Source organism: Pseudofrankia sp. EUN1h (genome assembly GCF_001854645.1).
GTDB lineage: Bacteria > Actinomycetota > Actinomycetes > Frankiales > Frankiaceae > Pseudofrankia > Pseudofrankia saprophytica.
Map to the genome: position 1 here is coordinate 214,942 of NZ_MBLN01000054.1, position 17,298 is coordinate 232,239.

General features: G+C 73.9%; 13 protein-coding genes. All 13 read left to right on the plus strand.

Features of this window, described 5'->3' with window-relative positions:
- Positions 1-9: 9 nt before the first annotated feature.
- Positions 10-1,368: an FAD-binding oxidoreductase gene (locus BCD49_RS18965; protein ID WP_071041735.1), complete on the plus strand. Its 1,359-nt coding sequence runs from the start codon at positions 10-12 to the stop codon at positions 1,366-1,368.
- Positions 1,369-1,992: 624 nt separating this feature from the next.
- Complete coding sequence (locus BCD49_RS18970) at positions 1,993-2,766, plus strand: alpha/beta hydrolase (RefSeq protein ID WP_007510617.1); 774 nt, start codon at positions 1,993-1,995, stop codon at positions 2,764-2,766.
- A 104-nt stretch (positions 2,767-2,870) separates the two neighbouring features.
- Positions 2,871-4,079: an LLM class flavin-dependent oxidoreductase gene (locus BCD49_RS18975; protein ID WP_007510618.1), complete on the plus strand. Its 1,209-nt coding sequence runs from the start codon at positions 2,871-2,873 to the stop codon at positions 4,077-4,079.
- Positions 4,076-5,296, plus strand: a complete 1,221-nt coding sequence (locus BCD49_RS18980; protein ID WP_007510620.1) for an acyl-CoA dehydrogenase family protein — start codon at positions 4,076-4,078, stop codon at positions 5,294-5,296. The genes BCD49_RS18975 and BCD49_RS18980 overlap by 4 nt, the downstream gene beginning before the upstream one ends.
- A gap of 162 nt (positions 5,297-5,458) precedes the next feature.
- A complete protein-coding gene (locus BCD49_RS18985) occupies positions 5,459-7,144 on the plus strand; it encodes an ABC transporter substrate-binding protein (protein ID WP_071041736.1) in 1,686 nt (561 codons plus the stop codon).
- 139 nt (positions 7,145-7,283) lie between these two features.
- Positions 7,284-8,273 carry an ABC transporter permease gene (locus BCD49_RS18990; protein ID WP_007510623.1) on the plus strand — a complete coding sequence of 330 codons (990 nt, stop codon included), beginning with the start codon at positions 7,284-7,286 and terminating at the stop codon, positions 8,271-8,273.
- Positions 8,270-9,247, plus strand: coding sequence for an ABC transporter permease (locus tag BCD49_RS18995; RefSeq protein ID WP_083401551.1), 978 nt, complete (start codon positions 8,270-8,272; stop codon positions 9,245-9,247). Before BCD49_RS18990 ends, BCD49_RS18995 begins: the two co-directional genes overlap by 4 nt.
- Entirely contained in the window at positions 9,244-11,019 is a 1,776-nt protein-coding gene (locus BCD49_RS19000; RefSeq protein WP_083401552.1) for a dipeptide ABC transporter ATP-binding protein, read from the plus strand. The genes BCD49_RS18995 and BCD49_RS19000 overlap by 4 nt, the downstream gene beginning before the upstream one ends.
- Positions 11,009-12,841, plus strand: coding sequence for an ABC transporter ATP-binding protein (locus tag BCD49_RS19005; protein WP_007510629.1), 1,833 nt, complete (start codon positions 11,009-11,011; stop codon positions 12,839-12,841). Before BCD49_RS19000 ends, BCD49_RS19005 begins: the two co-directional genes overlap by 11 nt.
- A complete protein-coding gene (locus BCD49_RS19010) occupies positions 12,819-14,702 on the plus strand; it encodes an ABC transporter ATP-binding protein (RefSeq protein WP_007510631.1) in 1,884 nt (627 codons plus the stop codon). Before BCD49_RS19005 ends, BCD49_RS19010 begins: the two co-directional genes overlap by 23 nt.
- Complete coding sequence (locus tag BCD49_RS19015) at positions 14,699-15,790, plus strand: LLM class flavin-dependent oxidoreductase (RefSeq protein ID WP_071041737.1); 1,092 nt, start codon at positions 14,699-14,701, stop codon at positions 15,788-15,790. Before BCD49_RS19010 ends, BCD49_RS19015 begins: the two co-directional genes overlap by 4 nt.
- 143 nt (positions 15,791-15,933) lie before the next feature.
- Positions 15,934-16,455 carry a flavin reductase family protein gene (locus BCD49_RS19020; RefSeq protein ID WP_007510635.1) on the plus strand — a complete coding sequence of 174 codons (522 nt, stop codon included), beginning with the start codon at positions 15,934-15,936 and terminating at the stop codon, positions 16,453-16,455.
- Positions 16,456-16,626: 171 nt separating this feature from the next.
- The gene (locus BCD49_RS19025) at positions 16,627-17,139 is read left to right on the plus strand and encodes an NADPH-dependent FMN reductase (RefSeq protein ID WP_007510637.1); all 513 of its coding nucleotides are present in this window, start codon (positions 16,627-16,629) and stop codon (positions 17,137-17,139) included.
- Positions 17,140-17,298: the final 159 nt, after the last annotated feature.

Below are 17,298 nucleotides of genomic sequence, written 5' to 3' on the forward strand. Positions count from 1 at the left end.
GGGGGCGCGATGACGGCCTGGCTGGACGGCCTGCCCCCGCATGACGACGTCGACTGGCGGACGGACCCGGCGGTGCTCGACGCGCACCGCTTCGACCGGTCGGGCTGGACGCCCGAGGTCCGCCCGGCCGTGGTGGCGTCCGTGCGCGGCGTCGCCGGCGTTCAGCACGTCCTGCGCCTCGCGCACCGGACCGCGACGCCGGTGGTGGCCCGCGGCGCGGGGACCGGGCTCGCCGGGGCGGCGACGGCCGCCGACGGCGGGATCGTGCTCGACCTGACCCGCCTGAACCGCGTCGTGGACGTCATCGAGCAGGACGAGCTCGCGATCGTCGAACCGGGCGTGCTGACCGCCGACCTCGACCGGGAGGCGCAGCGCCACGGGCTGCGCTACGCGCCGGACCCCGCCAGCGTCGAGATCTCGACCATCGGCGGCAACATCGCCACCAACGCCGGCGGTCTGCGGTGCGCGAAGTACGGCGTCACCCGCGACGCCGTCCTCGGCCTCGACGTGGTCCTCGCCGACGGGCGCCTCATCCACACCGGGCGCCGCGCGATCAAGGGTGTCACCGGCTACGACCTGACCAGCCTGTTCGTGGGCTCGGAGGGGACGCTCGGGGTGATCGTCGGTGCCACCCTGCGGCTGCGGCCCATCCCGGCCGCCACCGCCACGATCTGCGCCTACCTGCCCGACGCGGCCAGCGCCTTCGCGGCCGTCCGCGCGGTCCGTGCGGCCGGGGTGGTGCCGGCGGTCGCCGAGTTCATCGACGCGGCGACGCTCGAGCGTATCGACGAGCATCTGGGCACCAGCCTGCGAGCCAGGGGCGCCGCGTTCCTGCTGATGCAGACCGACGGCGCGGCGGCCGAGGTGGAGGCCGAGCGGGCCGCGCGGGAGCTGCGCGGGTACGCGACCGACCTCGAGATCAGCAACGACCCGGTCGAGGGCGCGCGGATGACCGCGGTGCGCCGCGCGGCGCTGCCCGCGCTGGAGCGCGTCGGGCGGGTGCTGATCGAGGACATCAGCGTCCCTCGCTCCCGGCTGCCCGCGGCGGTGGAGGCGGTGCGCGCCGCCGCGGCGGCGACCGGGACGTCGATCCACACGTTCGCGCACGCCGCGGACGGCAACCTGCACCCGATCATCGTCCTGGCCGAGGGCCAGGAACCGTTCGACCCGGCCGTCCAGGAGGCCGCGGACAGCATCTTCCGCGCCGCGCTCGACCTGGGCGGGACGGTGAGTGGCGAGCACGGCGTGGGAGTGCTCAAGCGCCGCTGGATGYACGCCGAGCTGGGCGAGGACGTCGACGCGATACAGCGCCAGATCAAGAGCGTCTTCGACCCGAAGGGCATCCTCAACCCGGGCAAGGCCATCTGACCTCGGCCCGCCCGGGCGTCGGCGGACCGCGCGTCGGCGGACCGCGCGTCGAGGGACTCGTTCGTGGCCGTCGGTCGGCCGCCGCGACGCCGCCGGCGCCGGTGATAAGCGGGTGCGATCGGTGCGATCGCGAATCGTCGCTGGCCAGACGGGCAAATACCAATTATGTTTACCGGCATGGTCGAGATTGGCAGCGAGCGCCGCGCGGTGCCGCGGCCTGCCGCTGTGGGCCCGGCCATGTCTGTCTGCGCGTCCCAGGGACGCCTCACCCGCCGGCGCGTGATCGACTTCATGCGCTGCGGCACCATGTGCTGTCACTGACAGCTGACGCCCCGGGTTCCTGCCGGATCGGCGGAGCCGATCTGGGAGGTCGGACGTCTGCCGCGCCGGCGCGCGGCCAGTTCCGCTACCGCCCCTAGACCGCCTCGCCACCGAGCCAGGCGGTCGGTGCGCTGCCCCGCGCCCGCCGTTCTCGCGGCGGCCGCTTCCCCGGCCTTGCCCGATGCCACTGCCATGCCATGCCACTGCCATGCCCATCGCCGTGGCCGATGCCCACTGCCATGCCCGACGCCGTTCCGCGGCGCGGTGTCGCATGCCGCCGCCACTCTCGACGAAAGGTTCGTCATGACCCTCGCCCAGGAGGCCACGGTTCTCAGCTGGCACGAGCCCAGCGGGCCGGCGCTGCGCGGCACGCTGGTCGTGCTGCCGGGACGGGGCGAGTCCCCGCGGGTGTACGACCGGTTCGGCCTCCGCCTGGCCACCGACAGCTACCGCGTGCACGCGGTGACGGCCCCGGGCGACGACCCGGACAGGGCACGCGACGAGCTGCTCGGCGTGCTCGAGGCCGCGGACGCCGACGCRCCCCGGGTCGTCGTCGGCTCGGACGCCGGCGCGGCCTACGCCGCCCACCTGGCGGCGAGCGGACAGCTCGACGGGGTGGCCGCGCTGGTGCTCGCCGGCCTGCCGACGGGGTCCGCCGCGCAGCCGGCCCGCGACTGGGACGAGGAGCTGGCGGTCCGCACCGCCTGCGGAACCCACCGGGGACGGATCAGCGAGGCCGGGGTGCGCCGGGCGGCGCTGTTCGCCGACCTGCCCGCCGACTGGTTCGACCCGGCCACCCCCGGCAAGCTCCACCTGCCCGTGCTGGGCCTGCATGGCCGCAACGACCTGCTCAGCCCGGTCGTGGAGGCGCGTCGCTGGTACGCGTCCGCGCCGTCGGCCGAGCTGGTGACCATCGTCGGCGGCCTGCACGACGCGCTCAACGACCAGACGCACCGGACCGTCGCCGCCGTCGTCGTGCAGTTCCTCGAGCGGCTGCGCGGGGGTGCCGGACTGGCCCCGATCGCGGTGGCCGAGCCGCTGGACGAGCTGGTCACGCGCGGCGAGACCGGCGCCTGACCGGCCCGGCGCCGCCCGACGCCTTCGAACCTGGCCAACGCTCGCCCGCCCTGACCCGCGCCGTCGTGACCTCGCTGAGACTCCGAACGTCGAGAGGACCTTCCATGACCGTGCCCGACTTCGACTCGGCCATCCCCGTCACCGCCGCGCCCGAGGTGGAGTTCATCAGCCTCTCGCACCTGAACCCGTCGACGGAGCTGAACCCGATCCCGACCCGCGGCGTCGACCTGGCGTACTTCCGCCGCTACGTCGCCGCCCTGGAGGACGGTGGCTACGACTACACGCTGCTGCCCTACGGCTCGAGCAGCGCCGACTCGTTCGTCGTCGCCAGCGCGGTCGGCCAGCTCACCGAGCGGATCCGCCCCATCGTCGCGCTGCGGCCGAACACCACGTTCCCGACCGTCGGCGCGCAGAAGCTCGCCACCCTCGACCAGCTGACCGAGGGGCGCGCCGTCGTGCACCTCATCTCCGGCGGCAACGACGCGGAGCAGGCCCGCCAGGGCGACTACCTGCCGAAGGAACGGCGCTACGCCCGCACCTCGGAGTACATCGACGTCCTGCGCCGGTCGTGGACCGAGCCCGCGCCCTTCAGCCACGACGGCGAGTTCTACCGGTTCGACGACTTCGGGCCGGGCTTCGCGCCCTACGAGTCGCCGATCCCGATCTCGATCGGCGGCCAGTCCGACGAGGCGTTCCAGGTGGGCGGCGAGAAGGCGGACATCTTCAGCTTCTGGGGTGAGCCGCTCGACGACCTGCGCGCCGAGATCGAGCGGGTGAACGCGATCGCCCGCGCCTCCGGGCGGACGACCCTGCCGCGGATCTGGGTGACCTTCCGCCCGATCATCGCGAGGACCGACCAGCTGGCCTGGGAGAAGGCGCACGACTACGTCGCCAAGGTCGCCGACAGCTTCCAGAAGTACGCCGGGCGGATGATCGGCAAGGGGGCGCCGCAGAACGTCGGCTCGAAGCGCGCGCTCGCGTTCGCGGACCGCTCCGAGCTCTACGACCGCGCGCTGTGGACCAAGACCGCCGCCGTCACGGGCGCCGCCGGCGCCTCGACCGCGCTGGTCGGGTCGCCCGAGACCGTCGCCGCCGCGATCGTCGACTATGTCGACCGCGGCGCGTCGCTCGTCTCGATCCGGGGGTACGACACCCTCGCCGACGCGGTGGACTACGGCCGGTACGTGCTGCCGCTGGTCCGCGAGGAGATCGCCCACCGCAAGGCGACCGGCCGCCGCGGCGCCCTGCAGGCCGAGCATCTCGGCAACTACGGCGCGGAGTACTCCCAGTACGCGACGGCGGGCCAGGCATGACCACGGCCACCAGCGGCGTGCGGGTCGAGAGCTCGGCCGAGCCGGCGGTGTATGACCTCCCGGTCCCCGACCTGTCGGCGGAGGCGCTCGCCGCGGTGACCGCCGAGATCGCCGAGACGGCCGCGGAGTACGACCGCACGGGCGAGACGCCGTGGAAGGGGCTCGACGTCGCGTACCGCGCGGGCCTGCTCACCGCCACCGTCGGCCGGCGGTACGGCGGCCCGGAGGTCGGCCAGCGCGACCTGGTCCGGATCCTCACGGCCATCGGCGAGGGCGACGCCTCGGTTGGCCTGCTCGCGTCCAACCTGCTGATGAGCCACGCTGGCCAGGCCATCCACCCGCACTGGCCGGTGGCGTACTACGACGACCTGCTGCGCCGTTCCCTGGACGGCCCGGCGCTGGTCAACGCGATCCGCGCCGAGCCGGAGCTGGGTGCCCCGGCCCGCGGCGGCATCCCGAAGACCACCGCGACCCGCACGGCCGACGGCTGGGTGCTGCGCGGGCACAAGGCCTACGGCAGCGGCGGCGAGGCGCTGGCCTACCACGTCGTCTGGGCGGTCGCCGACGAGTCGGGCGGCGACCCCGCGCGGCCCCGCGTCGGCCACGTGATCGTCCCGGGCGGCCTTCCCGGCATCCGCTGGGTCGGGACCTGGGACCACCTGGGCCTGCGCGCCACCCACACCGACGACGTGATCTACGAGAACGTGGAGCTTCCCGCCGACGCGTTCGTCGAGATCCCCCGCGGGGCCGACGGGGTGTACCGGGACCCGGCGGCGATGGCCGGGCCGGGCGGCTTCGGCCACCCGGCGCTCTACGTCGGCGTCGCCAGGGCGGCCCGCGCGGCGTTCGCCGAGTTCGCCCGCTCGCGGGTGCCGTCCGCGCTCGGCCGGCCGATCGCGACGACCGAGCGGATCCAGTCGGTCGCCGGCGAGATCGACCTGCAGGTCGTCCAGGCGGAGACGCTGCTGCACGGCGCGCTGCTGCGGCTCGAGGCCGGCGACGCCGCACTCGTGCCCGAGCTGTCCGTCCTGAAGGCCGCGATCGCCCGCTCGGTGATCGCCGCGACCCAGACCGCGGTCGCGGCCCTCGGTAACCCGGGGCTGTCCCGGCACCACCCGCTGGAGCGCCACCTGCGCGACGCGCTCTGTATCCGGGTGCACCCGCCGCAGGAGGACGCCGCCCTGCTCGCGAGCGGCCGCCGCGTCCTCGGCGCCTGAGCGCGACCTGCGCGCCCTCGACGGTCCGCGTCCCCAAGCCCCCCGCGTCCCTGGCCCCGCGCGTGCTCGACCCCCGCACCACCCACCCTCAGCGCACCGCGTCCGTCCCTGCCGCGCACCTCATCCGACGTGCCGCGCACCTGGTTCCGAAAGGGCACCCGCATGACCATCCTGAGACGTCTGGCCCCAAGGGCCGGGCGCCGCCTTCCCCTCGCCGCCGCCGCCACCGCTGGGCTCCTCGCCCTGGCCGCCTGCGGCGGTGGGAACAACCAGGCGGCGACACCGGCCGGGAGCGAGCCCAGGACCGGCGGGACCCTGAAGGTCTCGTTCTTCCCTGACAACCCGGTCCTGTCCTGCATCGACCCGTTCCAGGTCTACTGGATCGAGCACCGCACGATCATCCGCAACTTCGCGGACTCCCTGACCGACCAGGACCCGAAGACAGGGAAGATCGTGCCCTGGCTCGCCAAGAGCTGGGAGATCAGCTCGGACGGCCTGACCTACACCTTCCACCTGCGCGACGGCGTCACCCTCAGCAACGGCAAGAAGGTCGACGCCCAGCTCGTCGCCGACGACACGGCGGGCTGGATCGCCACCGTGGCGGCGACCAAGGGCGCGGCTTACGGCGCCTCCTACATCCAGGGCCTGACCGGCGCGACCGTCGTCGACCCGCTGACCGTGCAGCTGCGCCTGAGCCAGCCGAACTCGGCGTTCCTGCAGGCCACGTCGACGACGAACCTGGCGATCACTGACCCGGCCGAGTATCAGCTCGCGCCCAAKGACCGCTGCACCGGCAAGGGGGTCGTCGGGTCGGGCCAGTTCGTCCTCGACCACTACACCCCGAAGGTCGAGACGGTCCTGACCAAGCGGCCGACGCCGTACAGCTGGCCGTCAGAGCTCGTCCAGAACAAGGGCGGCGCCTACCTGGACAAGGTCGTCTTCACCTACGTCGCCGAGGACAGCGTCCGTACCGGGAACCTGGTCAGCGGGGCGATCGACATCGCCTGGCCGCGCAACCCGTTCACGGTCCAGGACACCAAGCTGATCGAGAAGTCGGGTGACGTCGTCGAGAAGCGCCCGCTGCCGGGCGTCGCGGCCACCCTGTTCCCGAACACCGCGGCCGGGCACCCGCTGTCCGACCCGCAGGTCCGCAGGGCGTTCGTCAAGGCGATCGACCTGAAGACCTTCGCCTCGACGGTCTTCGGCCCGGACCACCCGGTGGTGCAGGGCGTCTTCGACTCGACGACGCCGTACTTCAGGTCCGAGGCGGCGAAGCTGGCCTACGACCCGGCGGGCGCGCAGAAGATCCTCGACGCGGCCGGCTGGGCGGTCGGCAAGGACGGGTTCCGGTTCAAGGACGGCAAGGAGCTGACGGTCGACTACCCGCTCGCCCAGGGCAGCGTCGGCGGCGAGCTGCTGCAGGCGCAGCTGAAGAAGGTCGGCATCAACCTGGCCCTGCGCCAGCTCACGCCGGCGCAGCAGTCGACGTATGTCGCGAACGGCGACTACGACCTGACGAGCACCTACTTCACCCGGGCGAACCCCGGCGCGCTGCAGTTCATCCTGAACCCGGACGTGGCCAACTCCAAGGCGTTGGCGAACCAGTCGGCGTCGCCCGTGGCCATCGCCCACCTCCAGGAGCTGTTCAGGCAGGCCCTGCAGACCACTGACGAGACCAAGACCGCCAAGGCCTACGCCGACCTGCAGGACTACCTGATCGACGAGGGCATCTCCTTCCCGCTGTTCGAGCGGGTGCAGACCGCCGGCGTCTCCAGCCACCTCCACGGCTTCGCGTTCACCTCGGAGAGCTTCCTGCGGCTCAACGACGTGTGGAAGGACAACAGCTAGTTCCCGCCGCCGCCCGCCCGGCCTTCCCCGGGCGGGCGGCGGTACGCCGCGGACCCTCGTGAGGGAGCCCAAGCACGGGCCAAGGGGTGCGCGATCATGGCGCAGCCGCGCGCCCGGCGGCCTCATTCCCGGAGTAAATATGACCAGATACATCGTCGGACGCGTCCTGCAGGCGATCGCCGTGCTGTGGGCCGCGTTCACGGTCACGTTCATGATCCTCTATCTGCTGCCGAGCGACCCGGTGAAGCTGCAGCTCGGCGCCGCCGGCATCGACGAGGACAGCCTCAGCGCCGAACAGGTGGCCGCGCTCAAGCACCAGTTCGGCCTCGACGAGTCCATCTGGGCGCAGTACTGGCACCACCTCGCGGGCGCGCTGCACGGTGACTTCGGCACCTCGCTGACCCAGCACGTCCCGGTCACCGAGCTGATCAGCCAACGGGTCGGCCAGACCCTGCTGCTGTCCGCGGGCGCCGCGGTCGTCTCGCTCGTCGCCGGCGCCCTGCTGGCCTACGTCGCGACGTTCGTGCGGTTCAACCCGCTGCGGGCCTTGCTGTCCCGGCTGCCGGCGCTGGGCGCGTCGTTCCCGCAGTTCTTCATCGCGCTGCTGCTCATCCAGTTCTTCTCGTTCAACCTGGGTCTCTTCCCGGCCACCGGCACGCAGGGCTTCGGCTCGCTGGTGATGCCGGTCGTGACGATCTCGCTGCTCACCTCGGCGCTGCTCGCGCAGGTGCTCATCAAGAGCTTCGAGGAGACGCTGCGCCAGCCCTACATCGTCACCGCGCGCGCCAAGGGGCTGTCCCGCTCGGCGGTCCACCTGCGGCACGCGTTCCGCAACGCCGCGCTGCCCGCGATGACGATCCTCGGCGTCCTCGTCGGCCTCACGGTCACCCAGTCGATCGTCGTCGAGACGGTCTTCACCCGCGAGGGCATCGGCCGGCTCGCCCAGCAGGCCGTGCTCTCCCAGGACGTGCCCGTGGTCCTCGGCATCGTCACCGTCGCGGCCGCCCTGTTCGTCCTCGTCAACCTCGTCGTCGACCTGCTCTACCCGCTGCTCGACCCGCGGATCTCGCACGCCCGCGGCGGCAAGGTGCGTGCCCCCGACGCCCCGGTGGAGGTCGGTTCCCTGTGACCGCGGACATCCAACTGATCTTCGAGCGGAACCCGGCCCTCGTGCCCACCGCCAAGCCCGGTGCCACCGCCACGACCGAGGCCACCGCCACGACCGGAGCCGACGCGGTCCGCRGCGGCGTGGACCGCGCCGAGCGGGGCGGCGGGCGCTGGGCCGGCGTGCGCGCGAACCTCGCGCAGCTCGCCCGCAAGCCGGTGTTCCTGGTGGCGCTGCTCTACGTGCTCTTCGTGGTCGTCTCGGCCTTCGCACCCGGCCTGTTCGCCCATCAGAGCCCCTTCGACACCCATCCCGAGCTGGCGGTCGCCCCGCCAAGCCGCCACCACCTGTTCGGCACCGACGTCTACGGCCGCGACCTGTGGAGCCGGATGCTGCACGGCTCGGCGCTGACCATCAAGGCGACCCTGATCGCGCTGGGCATCGCGGTCGTCGCCGGCCTCGCGCTCGGCGTCGTCGCCGGTTTCGTGGGCGGGTTCGTCGACGCGCTGCTCATGCGGATCGTCGACGTGCAGCTGGCGATCCCCGGCCTGCTGCTCGCGCTGTCCATCGTCACGGCGCTCGGCTACGGCACCGTGCCGGTCGCGGTCGCGGTCGGGGTCGGCATCATCCCCGGGTTCGCCCGTACGACCCGGGCCGAGGTGCTGCGGGTCAGGACGCTGCCGTACGTGGAGGCCGCGCGCGCCGGCGGCGCCTCCTGGGGACGGGTGCTGGTCCGTCACATCCTGCCCAACTCGTGGGGCCCGGTCGCGGTCCTCGTGGTGCTGGACGCCGGGGTCGCGATCATCGCGATCGCGTCGCTGAGCTTCCTCGGCTTCGGGGCCAAGCCGCCGGCCGCGGAGTGGGGAACCCTGATCTCCGACGGGCGCAGCTACCTGGTCACCGCGTCCTGGCTGAGCCTCCTGCCGGGCCTGTTCGTCGCGCTGCTGGTGCTCGCCCTCAACCACATCTCCAAGACGCTCCAGGAACTGGACCGATGACGGCCACCACCCTCGCCCCGGCCACCACCCCGTCCACCGAGGAAGGCCCGATCGTCGAGATCAGCGGCCTCGACGTCGGCTACGTCCGCCACCGCCGGGTGACACCGGCCGTAGTCGGACTCGACCTGACCATCGGCCGCGGGGAGATCGTCGCGATCGTCGGCGAGTCCGGCTCGGGCAAGACGACGACCGCCAGCGCCGTCATCGGCCTGCTGCCCGACAGCGGCCGGATCACCGCCGGCTCGGTCCTCGTCAACGGGATCGAGACGGCGGGGGCGAAGGAGGGGACGCTGCGCCCGCTGCGCGGCCGGGTCGTCGGCCTGGTCCCGCAGGACCCGATGGTCGGCCTCAACCCGACCCGGCGGGTCGGCGCCCAGATCGCCGAGGCGGTGAGACTGCGCGGCGTCACCGGCCCCGCTCTCGACGCCGAGGTCCTCGAGCTGCTCGGCCAGGCGGGCGTGCCCGACCCGGAGCTGCGGGCCCGCCAGTACCCGCACGAACTGTCCGGCGGCCTGCGCCAGCGGGTGCTCATCGCGATCGCGCTCGCCGGCAGGCCGAGGCTGATCATCGCCGACGAGCCGACCAGCGCCCTCGACGTCACCGTCGAGCGCAGGATCCTCGACCACCTGACCGGCCTGGTCCGCGAGCAGGGCATCTCGCTGCTGCTCATCACGCACGACCTGGCCGTGGCCGCCGACCGGGCCGACCGGGTCCTCGTCATGCGCGACGGCCGCGTCGTCGAACAGGGCGACCCGCGCACGATCCTGGTCTCGCCCCAGCAGGCGTACACCCGGGCGCTCATCGCCGCCGCCCCGGGGCTCGCGCACGGTGGCCGGGTCGTCCCGCGCTTCGACGTCCGGGGCGAGCCGGCACCCGAGCCCGTCCTGACCCTCACCGACGTCCGCAAGACGTTCGCGGCCGGCGACGCCCGCCGCGGCCAGCGCGGCTTCAACGCGCTCGACGGCGTCTCGCTCGCCGTGCCGCGCGGGCAGACCCACGCCCTGGTCGGCGAGTCCGGCTGCGGGAAGACGACCACGCTGCGGATCGCCCTCGGCCTCGAGACGCCGACCAGCGGCTCGGTCCTCCTCGACGGCACGGAGCTGGCCKGGTTGTCGTGGGGCCGGCTGCGGCCGCTGCGGCGCAAGGCCCAGATCGTGCACCAGAACCCGTTCGCGGCGCTCGACCCGAAGTTCACGATCAAACAGTCGATCATCGAGCCGCTGGTGGCGTTCCGGATCGGCGACCGRCGCAGCCGGCACCTGCGGGCCCTGGAGCTGCTCGACCAGGTGGCGCTGCCCGGGTCCTACCTCGACCGGCTGCCGACCGAGCTGTCCGGCGGCCAGCGCCAGCGGGTCGCCATCGCCAGGGCGCTGGCGCCGCGCCCCGACCTGCTCATGCTCGACGAGCCTGTCTCGGCCCTCGACGTCTCGGTCCAGGAGCAGATCCTGCGGCTGCTCACCGAGCTGCAGGCCGAGCTCGGCCTGTCCTACCTGTTCGTCTCCCACGACCTGGCGGTCGTCGCGGAGATCTCGCACACCGTCTCGGTGATGAGCCAGGGCCGCGTCGTCGAGCAGGGCCCGGTCGCCGAGGTGTTCACCAGTCCGCGAAGTCCGCACACCCGCGAGCTCATCGACGCGATCCCCGGCCAGCGCACCGCGGCGCTCGCGCTCGCGCGGGCCGTGGCCGAGCCCGTGGCCGAGCCGGTCGACGGCGCGCGGGCCGCCCACCAGCGGCTGGGGAAGGACACGCTCCTGGCAGCCGATGGCTCCTGACGGCCGCCGCGCCTCGGGGCTCGCCGCGCAGCTCGCCGGCGCGCGGGCGAACCCGGGGCCGGCGCTGGTCGCCACCGCCAGCGGGCTGCTCAACGGCGCCACCATGGTCGCCGGCGCGGCCGCCGTCGGGTGGTCCACCGACCACCTCGTCGTGCCGGCGCTGTCCGGGGGGCACGTGCCGGCGAGCGCGTGGTGGGTCAGCGCGCTGCTCATCGTCGGCATCTCCACCGTCCGATGGAGCACGATCTTCGTCCGCGGCGTCGCGACCGGCCGGGTGCAGTACCGGGCGCAGGCCGAGACCCGGCGCGCCGTGGTGCGCCGCTACCTCGAGCTCGACACGCACTGGCACCGCCGGCATCCGCCCGGCCAGCTGCTCGCCCGCGCGGTCTCCGACGTGGACGCGCTGTGGTCGCCGATGCAGTGGGCCTACTTCGCGTTCGGCATGGTCTTCATGCTGCTGCTGGCGCTGACAGAGCTGTTCTGGCGCGACGCGGCCCTCGGGCTCGTCGGTCTCGCGCTCGTCGTCGGCGTGCTGGGTCTCAACGTGCTCTACCAGCGCCTGCTCGCGCCGCGCGCCCGTGACGCGCAGTCCGCGCGCGGCGGTGTCGCCGGGGTCGCGCACGAGTCGATCGAGGGCGGGCCGGTGGTGCGCGCCCTGGGGCTCGCCGACGTCGAGGACGCCCGGTTCGCCCCCGGCGTGGAGCGGCTGCGGGTGGCCGACACCCGGATGGCGACGGTCAGCAGCCTGTTCGACCCGCTGCTGGAGCTGCTGCCGACGGCCGCGGTGCTCGCCGTGCTCGTGGTGGGTGCCCCGCGGGTGGCGCGCGGCGAGCTGACCGTCGGCGACCTCGTCGGCGTCGTCTACCTGCTGCTGACCATCTCCATMCCGCTCGCGGTGATCAGCCGGTTCCTCTCGATGCTGCCGATGTCGAGCGCGGGCCGCGACCGGGTCCGCTCGGTGCTGAGTGATCCGGACGTGGCCCGGTTCGGCCAGCGGCGCCTGACGGCGCGGCGCCCGGCACTGGTCGAGCTGCGCGGCGTCGGCGTCGTCCGGGCGGGGCCCGGTCAGCTCGGGCCAGCAACGGGCCACTGGCTGCTCGACGGCGTCGACCTGGTCTGCGAGCCGGGCACGATCACTGCCGTGGTCGGCGCGGTCGGCGCCGGCAAGACCACGCTGGTCGACCTCGTCGCCGGCCAGAGCCACCCGTCGCGCGGCACGGTGTGCCTCGACGGGGTGGACGGGCGGGAGCTGGCCAGGGGCGTCGTGCCGGCTGACGTCGCCGTCGTCTCGCAGAGCCCGTTCCTGTTCGCCGAGTCGATCCGGGACAACCTGGCGCTGTCCGGCCATCCTCGCGCGCGGCGCGACTACACCGACGACGAGCTGTGGCGCGCCCTGCGGTTCGCGGCCGCCGACGAGTTCGTCCGGGAGCTGCCGGACGGCCTCGACACCGTCGTCGGCGAGCGCGGCGCGACGCTGTCGGGCGGCCAGCGGCAGCGGATCTGCCTGGCCAGGGCGGTCGTGCGCGAGCCACGCCTGCTCGTGCTCGACGACGCCACCTCGGCGCTGGACCCGCGGGTGGAGCGGCAGGTGCTCACCGGGCTGGCCGAGCTGGTCGCCGCCGGCGGCCCGACCGTGGTCGTCGTCGCGAACCGGCCGGCGACCGTGGCGCTCGCCGACCAGGTGGTGCTGCTGCGCGCCGGGCGGGTGGCCGCGACCGGCAGCCACGAGCAGCTGCTGGCGGTCGAGGAGTACCGCCGCATCGTGACCGCGTACGACCGCGCCGGGGAGGTGGACGACGATGAGCCTGCCCACGTCCGCTGACCCTGTGTTCGCTGACCCCGTGTCCGTGTCCGCCGGCCCGGCGCCCGCACCGGGCCGGTACGGCCTCGCGGATCTCTCCGGCGTCGGCCCGCGGCGCCTCGTCGCCCTCGCCCTGCGCGCCTCGCCGGCGCTGCGCGAGGGGCTGGCCGGTACGGGCCTGCTGGCGCTGCTCGCCGGCGCCGGGCGGATCGTCGCGCCGCTCACGGTGCAGCGGGCGATCGACGCGGGCCTCACCCCGGACACGGCCGCCCCCGCGGCCGCGGTCGGGGCGGGGGCGCTGGTCGTCGCCGGCGTCTCGTCGGTACTGCTCAACCGGCGGCTGCAGACCCGGATCGAGCGGGCGCTCGCCGGCCTGCGCCGGGCCGGGCTGCGCCGCGTCCACGACATGGCGGCGACGACGGCCGAGGGCGTGCCCAGCGCCGACCTGGTCGCCCGGCTGACCAGCGACCTCGACCAGGTGACGACGTTCCTGCAGGGCGGCGGGATCCAGTCCGTCACCAACGCCGCCCAGCTGCTGATCGCGATGGTCATCATGCTCGTCTACAGCTGGGAGCTGTCGCTGCCGGTGCTGGTCCTGGCCGTGCTGCTCGTCGTCACCATGGTTCGCGTCCAGCGGGTGATCGCGGGCCGGTTCGACCGGGCGCGCCGCGACCTGTCGACGATGCAGAGCGCCGTGGCCGAGTCGGTCATCGGCGCGCCGGTGATCCGCTCCACCGGGACCGGCCAGCGGACCAGGGCCAGGCTCGACGACGCCGTCGACCGGGCCAGGGACAGCCTGGTGCGGACCCTGGTGCCGCTGCACGCCAACACCTCGATCGGCGAGCTGGCCATCTCGACCATGACGGTGGCGGTCATCCTCGGCGGGGTCTGGTGGGCGCGCGCCGGCGGCCCGGCGACGCCGCGGCTGACGGCCGGCGAGCTGGTCGCGATGGTGTTCCTGGTGACGTTCTTCGTCCGCCCGCTGCAGTTCCTCGTCCAGAGCCTGGGGGAGGCGCAGAACGCCCTCACCGGCTGGCGGCGCGCGCTGGAGCTCGTCACCACCCCGAGCGCCGAGGTGCGTGACGGCGTCGCGCTGCCACCGGGGCCCGTCGGCGTCGGCCTGGAGCGCGTCTCGGCGCGCTACGGCGACGGCGCGCTGGTGCTGCGCGACCTGAACGTCCGGATCGCGCCCGGCGAGCACGTCGCCGTCGTCGGGCGCACCGGCTCCGGCAAGTCGACGTTCGCCAAGCTGCTCACCCGCCGGATCGAGCCGGCCGCCGGGACGATCACGCTGTCCGGCGTCCCGCTCGACGAGATCGCCGACGCCTCGCTGCCGGGCCGGGTCGTCATCGTCCCGCAGGACCCGTTCCTGTTCGACGGCACGCTGCGGGCGAACATCGCGCTCGGCCACCCGGGCGCGACCGACACCGACGTGCTGGGCGTGCTCGACGAGCTGGGGCTGACGGAGTGGTTCGCCGCGCTGCCGGACGGCCTGGACACCCCGGTGGGGCTGCGCGGCGACCGCCTGTCGGTCGGGGAGCGCCAGCTCGTCGCCCTGGCCCGCACCGCGCTGGCCGGCCCCGACCTGGTCGTCCTCGACGAGGCGACGTCCGGCGTCGACCCGGCGACCGACGTGGCCGTCCAGCGGGCGCTGGGCGTGCTCACCCGCGACCGCACCACCGTCTCGATCGCCCACCGGATGACCACCGCCGCGTCGGCCGACCGGGTGCTCGTCTTCGCCGGCGGCCGGATCGTCCAGTCCGGCGCGCACCGCGAGCTGATCGGCCAGGAGGGCCCGTACCTCGGCCTCGTCGCCGCCTGGAACCAACGCCCCAGCCCCGATCGCCCCAGCCCCGACCTGTACGACCGGAGGATCGGATGACCACGCTCATCAGCCCCGAGCCGGCCGCGACGCGGGACCGCCGCCCGACGCGGCGGCTCGGGTTCAACACCCGCGTCTCCTTCCTCACCGGCGAGGCGGCCCGCGGCCTGCGCGAGRGCATCGAGCTGTTCAAGGTCGCCGAGGCGCTCGGGTACCAGTCCGGGTGGGCCTACCAGCGGCACTTCGACAACTACCTCTCGTCGCCGCTGCCGTTCTTCGCGGCCGCCGGCCAGCACACCACGCGCATCACCCTGGGCAGCGCGGTCATCCCGATGCGCTACCAGGACCCGATCCTGCTGGCCGAGGCCGCCGGCACCGCCGACCTGCTCACCGGCGGGCGGCTGCAGCTGGCCTTCTCCAGCGGCACCGACGCCTGGGACGACGTCTTCGGGGATGTCGCGACCGACGCCCGCACCGAGGGGCAGCGGCGCCTCGCCCGGTTCCTCGCCGGCGTCGCCGGCGAGACCCTGCACACCGTCACCGAGCCGCGCGGCCCCGCCGGGCCGGCGCCCGGCACCGAGCTGAGGGTGACCCCGCACAGCCCCGGCCTTCGTGACCGGATCTGGTACGGGTCGGGCCACGTCGCCTCGGCCATCCAGGCCGCCCGCCAGGGGCTGCGCCTCATCACCGGCACGATCCTGCACGAGGTGACCGACGAGTCGTTCCCCGTCTACCAGGCCAGGCTGATCGGGGAGTACCGCGCCGCCTGGACGGCCGCGCACGGCACACCRCCGCCGCCGGTCGCGGTCGCGGCCTCGATCCTGCCCGGGACGACGCCCGCGCTGCGCGAGACCTACGCGTCCTACGACCTGCAGCGGCGCACCGAGGGACCGGCCGCGTCCCGGCCGAAGGGGGCCCTGCGCCCGGCCCTGTCGGCCGAGCTGCCCGCGGGCTTCCTGATGAGCCCGGTCTACCACGGTGACCCGGAGGCCGTCGCCGAGGCCGTCCTGGCAGATCCGGGGCTCTCGGCCGCCGACGAGCTGGTGCTCTTCCCGCCGCCGGCCTTCGGCCTCGCGCAGAACGTCCGGCTGCTGACCGACCTGGCGCGCACGGTCGCGCCGGCGCTGGGGTGGACACCCGCCGGGTGAGCACCCCGTACCGCTGGCCTTCCGTACCGCTGACCTTCTGCGCCACTGACCTTCCGTATCGCTGGCCTTCCGCGTCCGGTCCCGCGCGGGAGCGCGTTCCTCGACTCCCTCTGTGTGCTCGCGCCTTCTCGACAGGAGAGACCATGGCTGTCCGCGACGCGACCGGATCGGTCACCGACGTCCCCTCGTTCACCGCCGTTCTGGGCCGGTTCGCCTCCGGCATCACCATCATCAGCTCCACCGCCGACGGGCGGCCCGTAGGCCTGACCTGCCAGTCGTTCTTCAGCCTGTCCGTCGACCCGCCGATGATCGCGTTCTCGGCCGCGCGGACCTCGACGTCCTATCCGGCGATCAGGCGGGCCGGCAGCTTCGTGGTCAACGTGCTCAGCGCCGACCAGCGAGACGTCAGCGCGGCCATGGGCCGCAGGGGCGCCGACAAGTGGGCCGGCGTCTGCTGGGAAGGCGCGGCCAGGACCGGCCACCCCGTGATCGCCGGCAGCCTGGCGCACCTGGAGTGCGAGCTCGCGGCCGAGTACGACGGCGGCGACCACGTGATCGTCACGGCGCACGTGGTCGGGCTCGGGCACGCCACCCACGAGACGGCGCGCCCGCTGCTCTACTACCGGTCCCGCTACCACGGGCTGGCCGAGCACCCGGACACCTGAGCCCGCCGACTCCCGCAACCGTGGCCGGCCCACGGCACGAGGTATCAGGATGGTTCCGCCGGCCAGCGGACGACCAGACCTGACGACCAGACCTGACGACCAGACCTGACGACCAGATCTGATGACCAGAGCTGACGACCACAGAGCTGACGACCAGAGAGGACTACCGAGATGACGACGCTGAGTGTCGTGGTGGGCAACCCGAAGGCCGAGTCGCGGACGCTGGCGATCGCCGAGGCGCTCGCCGACCGGCTCCGCCCGCTGCTCGGCGCCGAGAAGGGGCTACGCCTCGACCTCGCCGAGCACGCGGGCGACGTCTTCACCTGGCCGCACGCCGAGCTCGACGCCCTGACCGAGCAGGTGGCCGCCAGCGACTACCTCGTCGTCGCGAGCCCCACCTACAAGGCGGCCTACACGGGGCTGCTCAAGGCGTTCCTGGACCGCTACCCCACCGCCGGGCTGCGGGGGGTGACCGCGTTCCCCGTGTTCACCATCGGCTCGCCGGCGCACACGCTCGCGGTCGAGTTCACCCTGCGGCCGTTGCTGGTCGAGCTCGGCGCGAGCGTCCCCACCCAGGGGCTGAGCTTCCTGACGGACGAGCTGCCCCGGCTCGACGAGATCCTCGACCAGTGGCTCGAGCGCAACCAGCACGCGCTGCCCACGGTCGGCTCAGTCAGCCGCTGACGGGGGCGACCCGCGCGTCATGGCCGCTGGCCAGGCACGATGGCGCGGGCGGCCCCGCGCGGACCAGCCGTGGCCGGGCGCGCTGTCCGGAGCAGGACACGTCGCGACCGGCCCGGCGCGGGGCGGCTAGGGTTTCGCCACGAACGTGCACGCATCAGG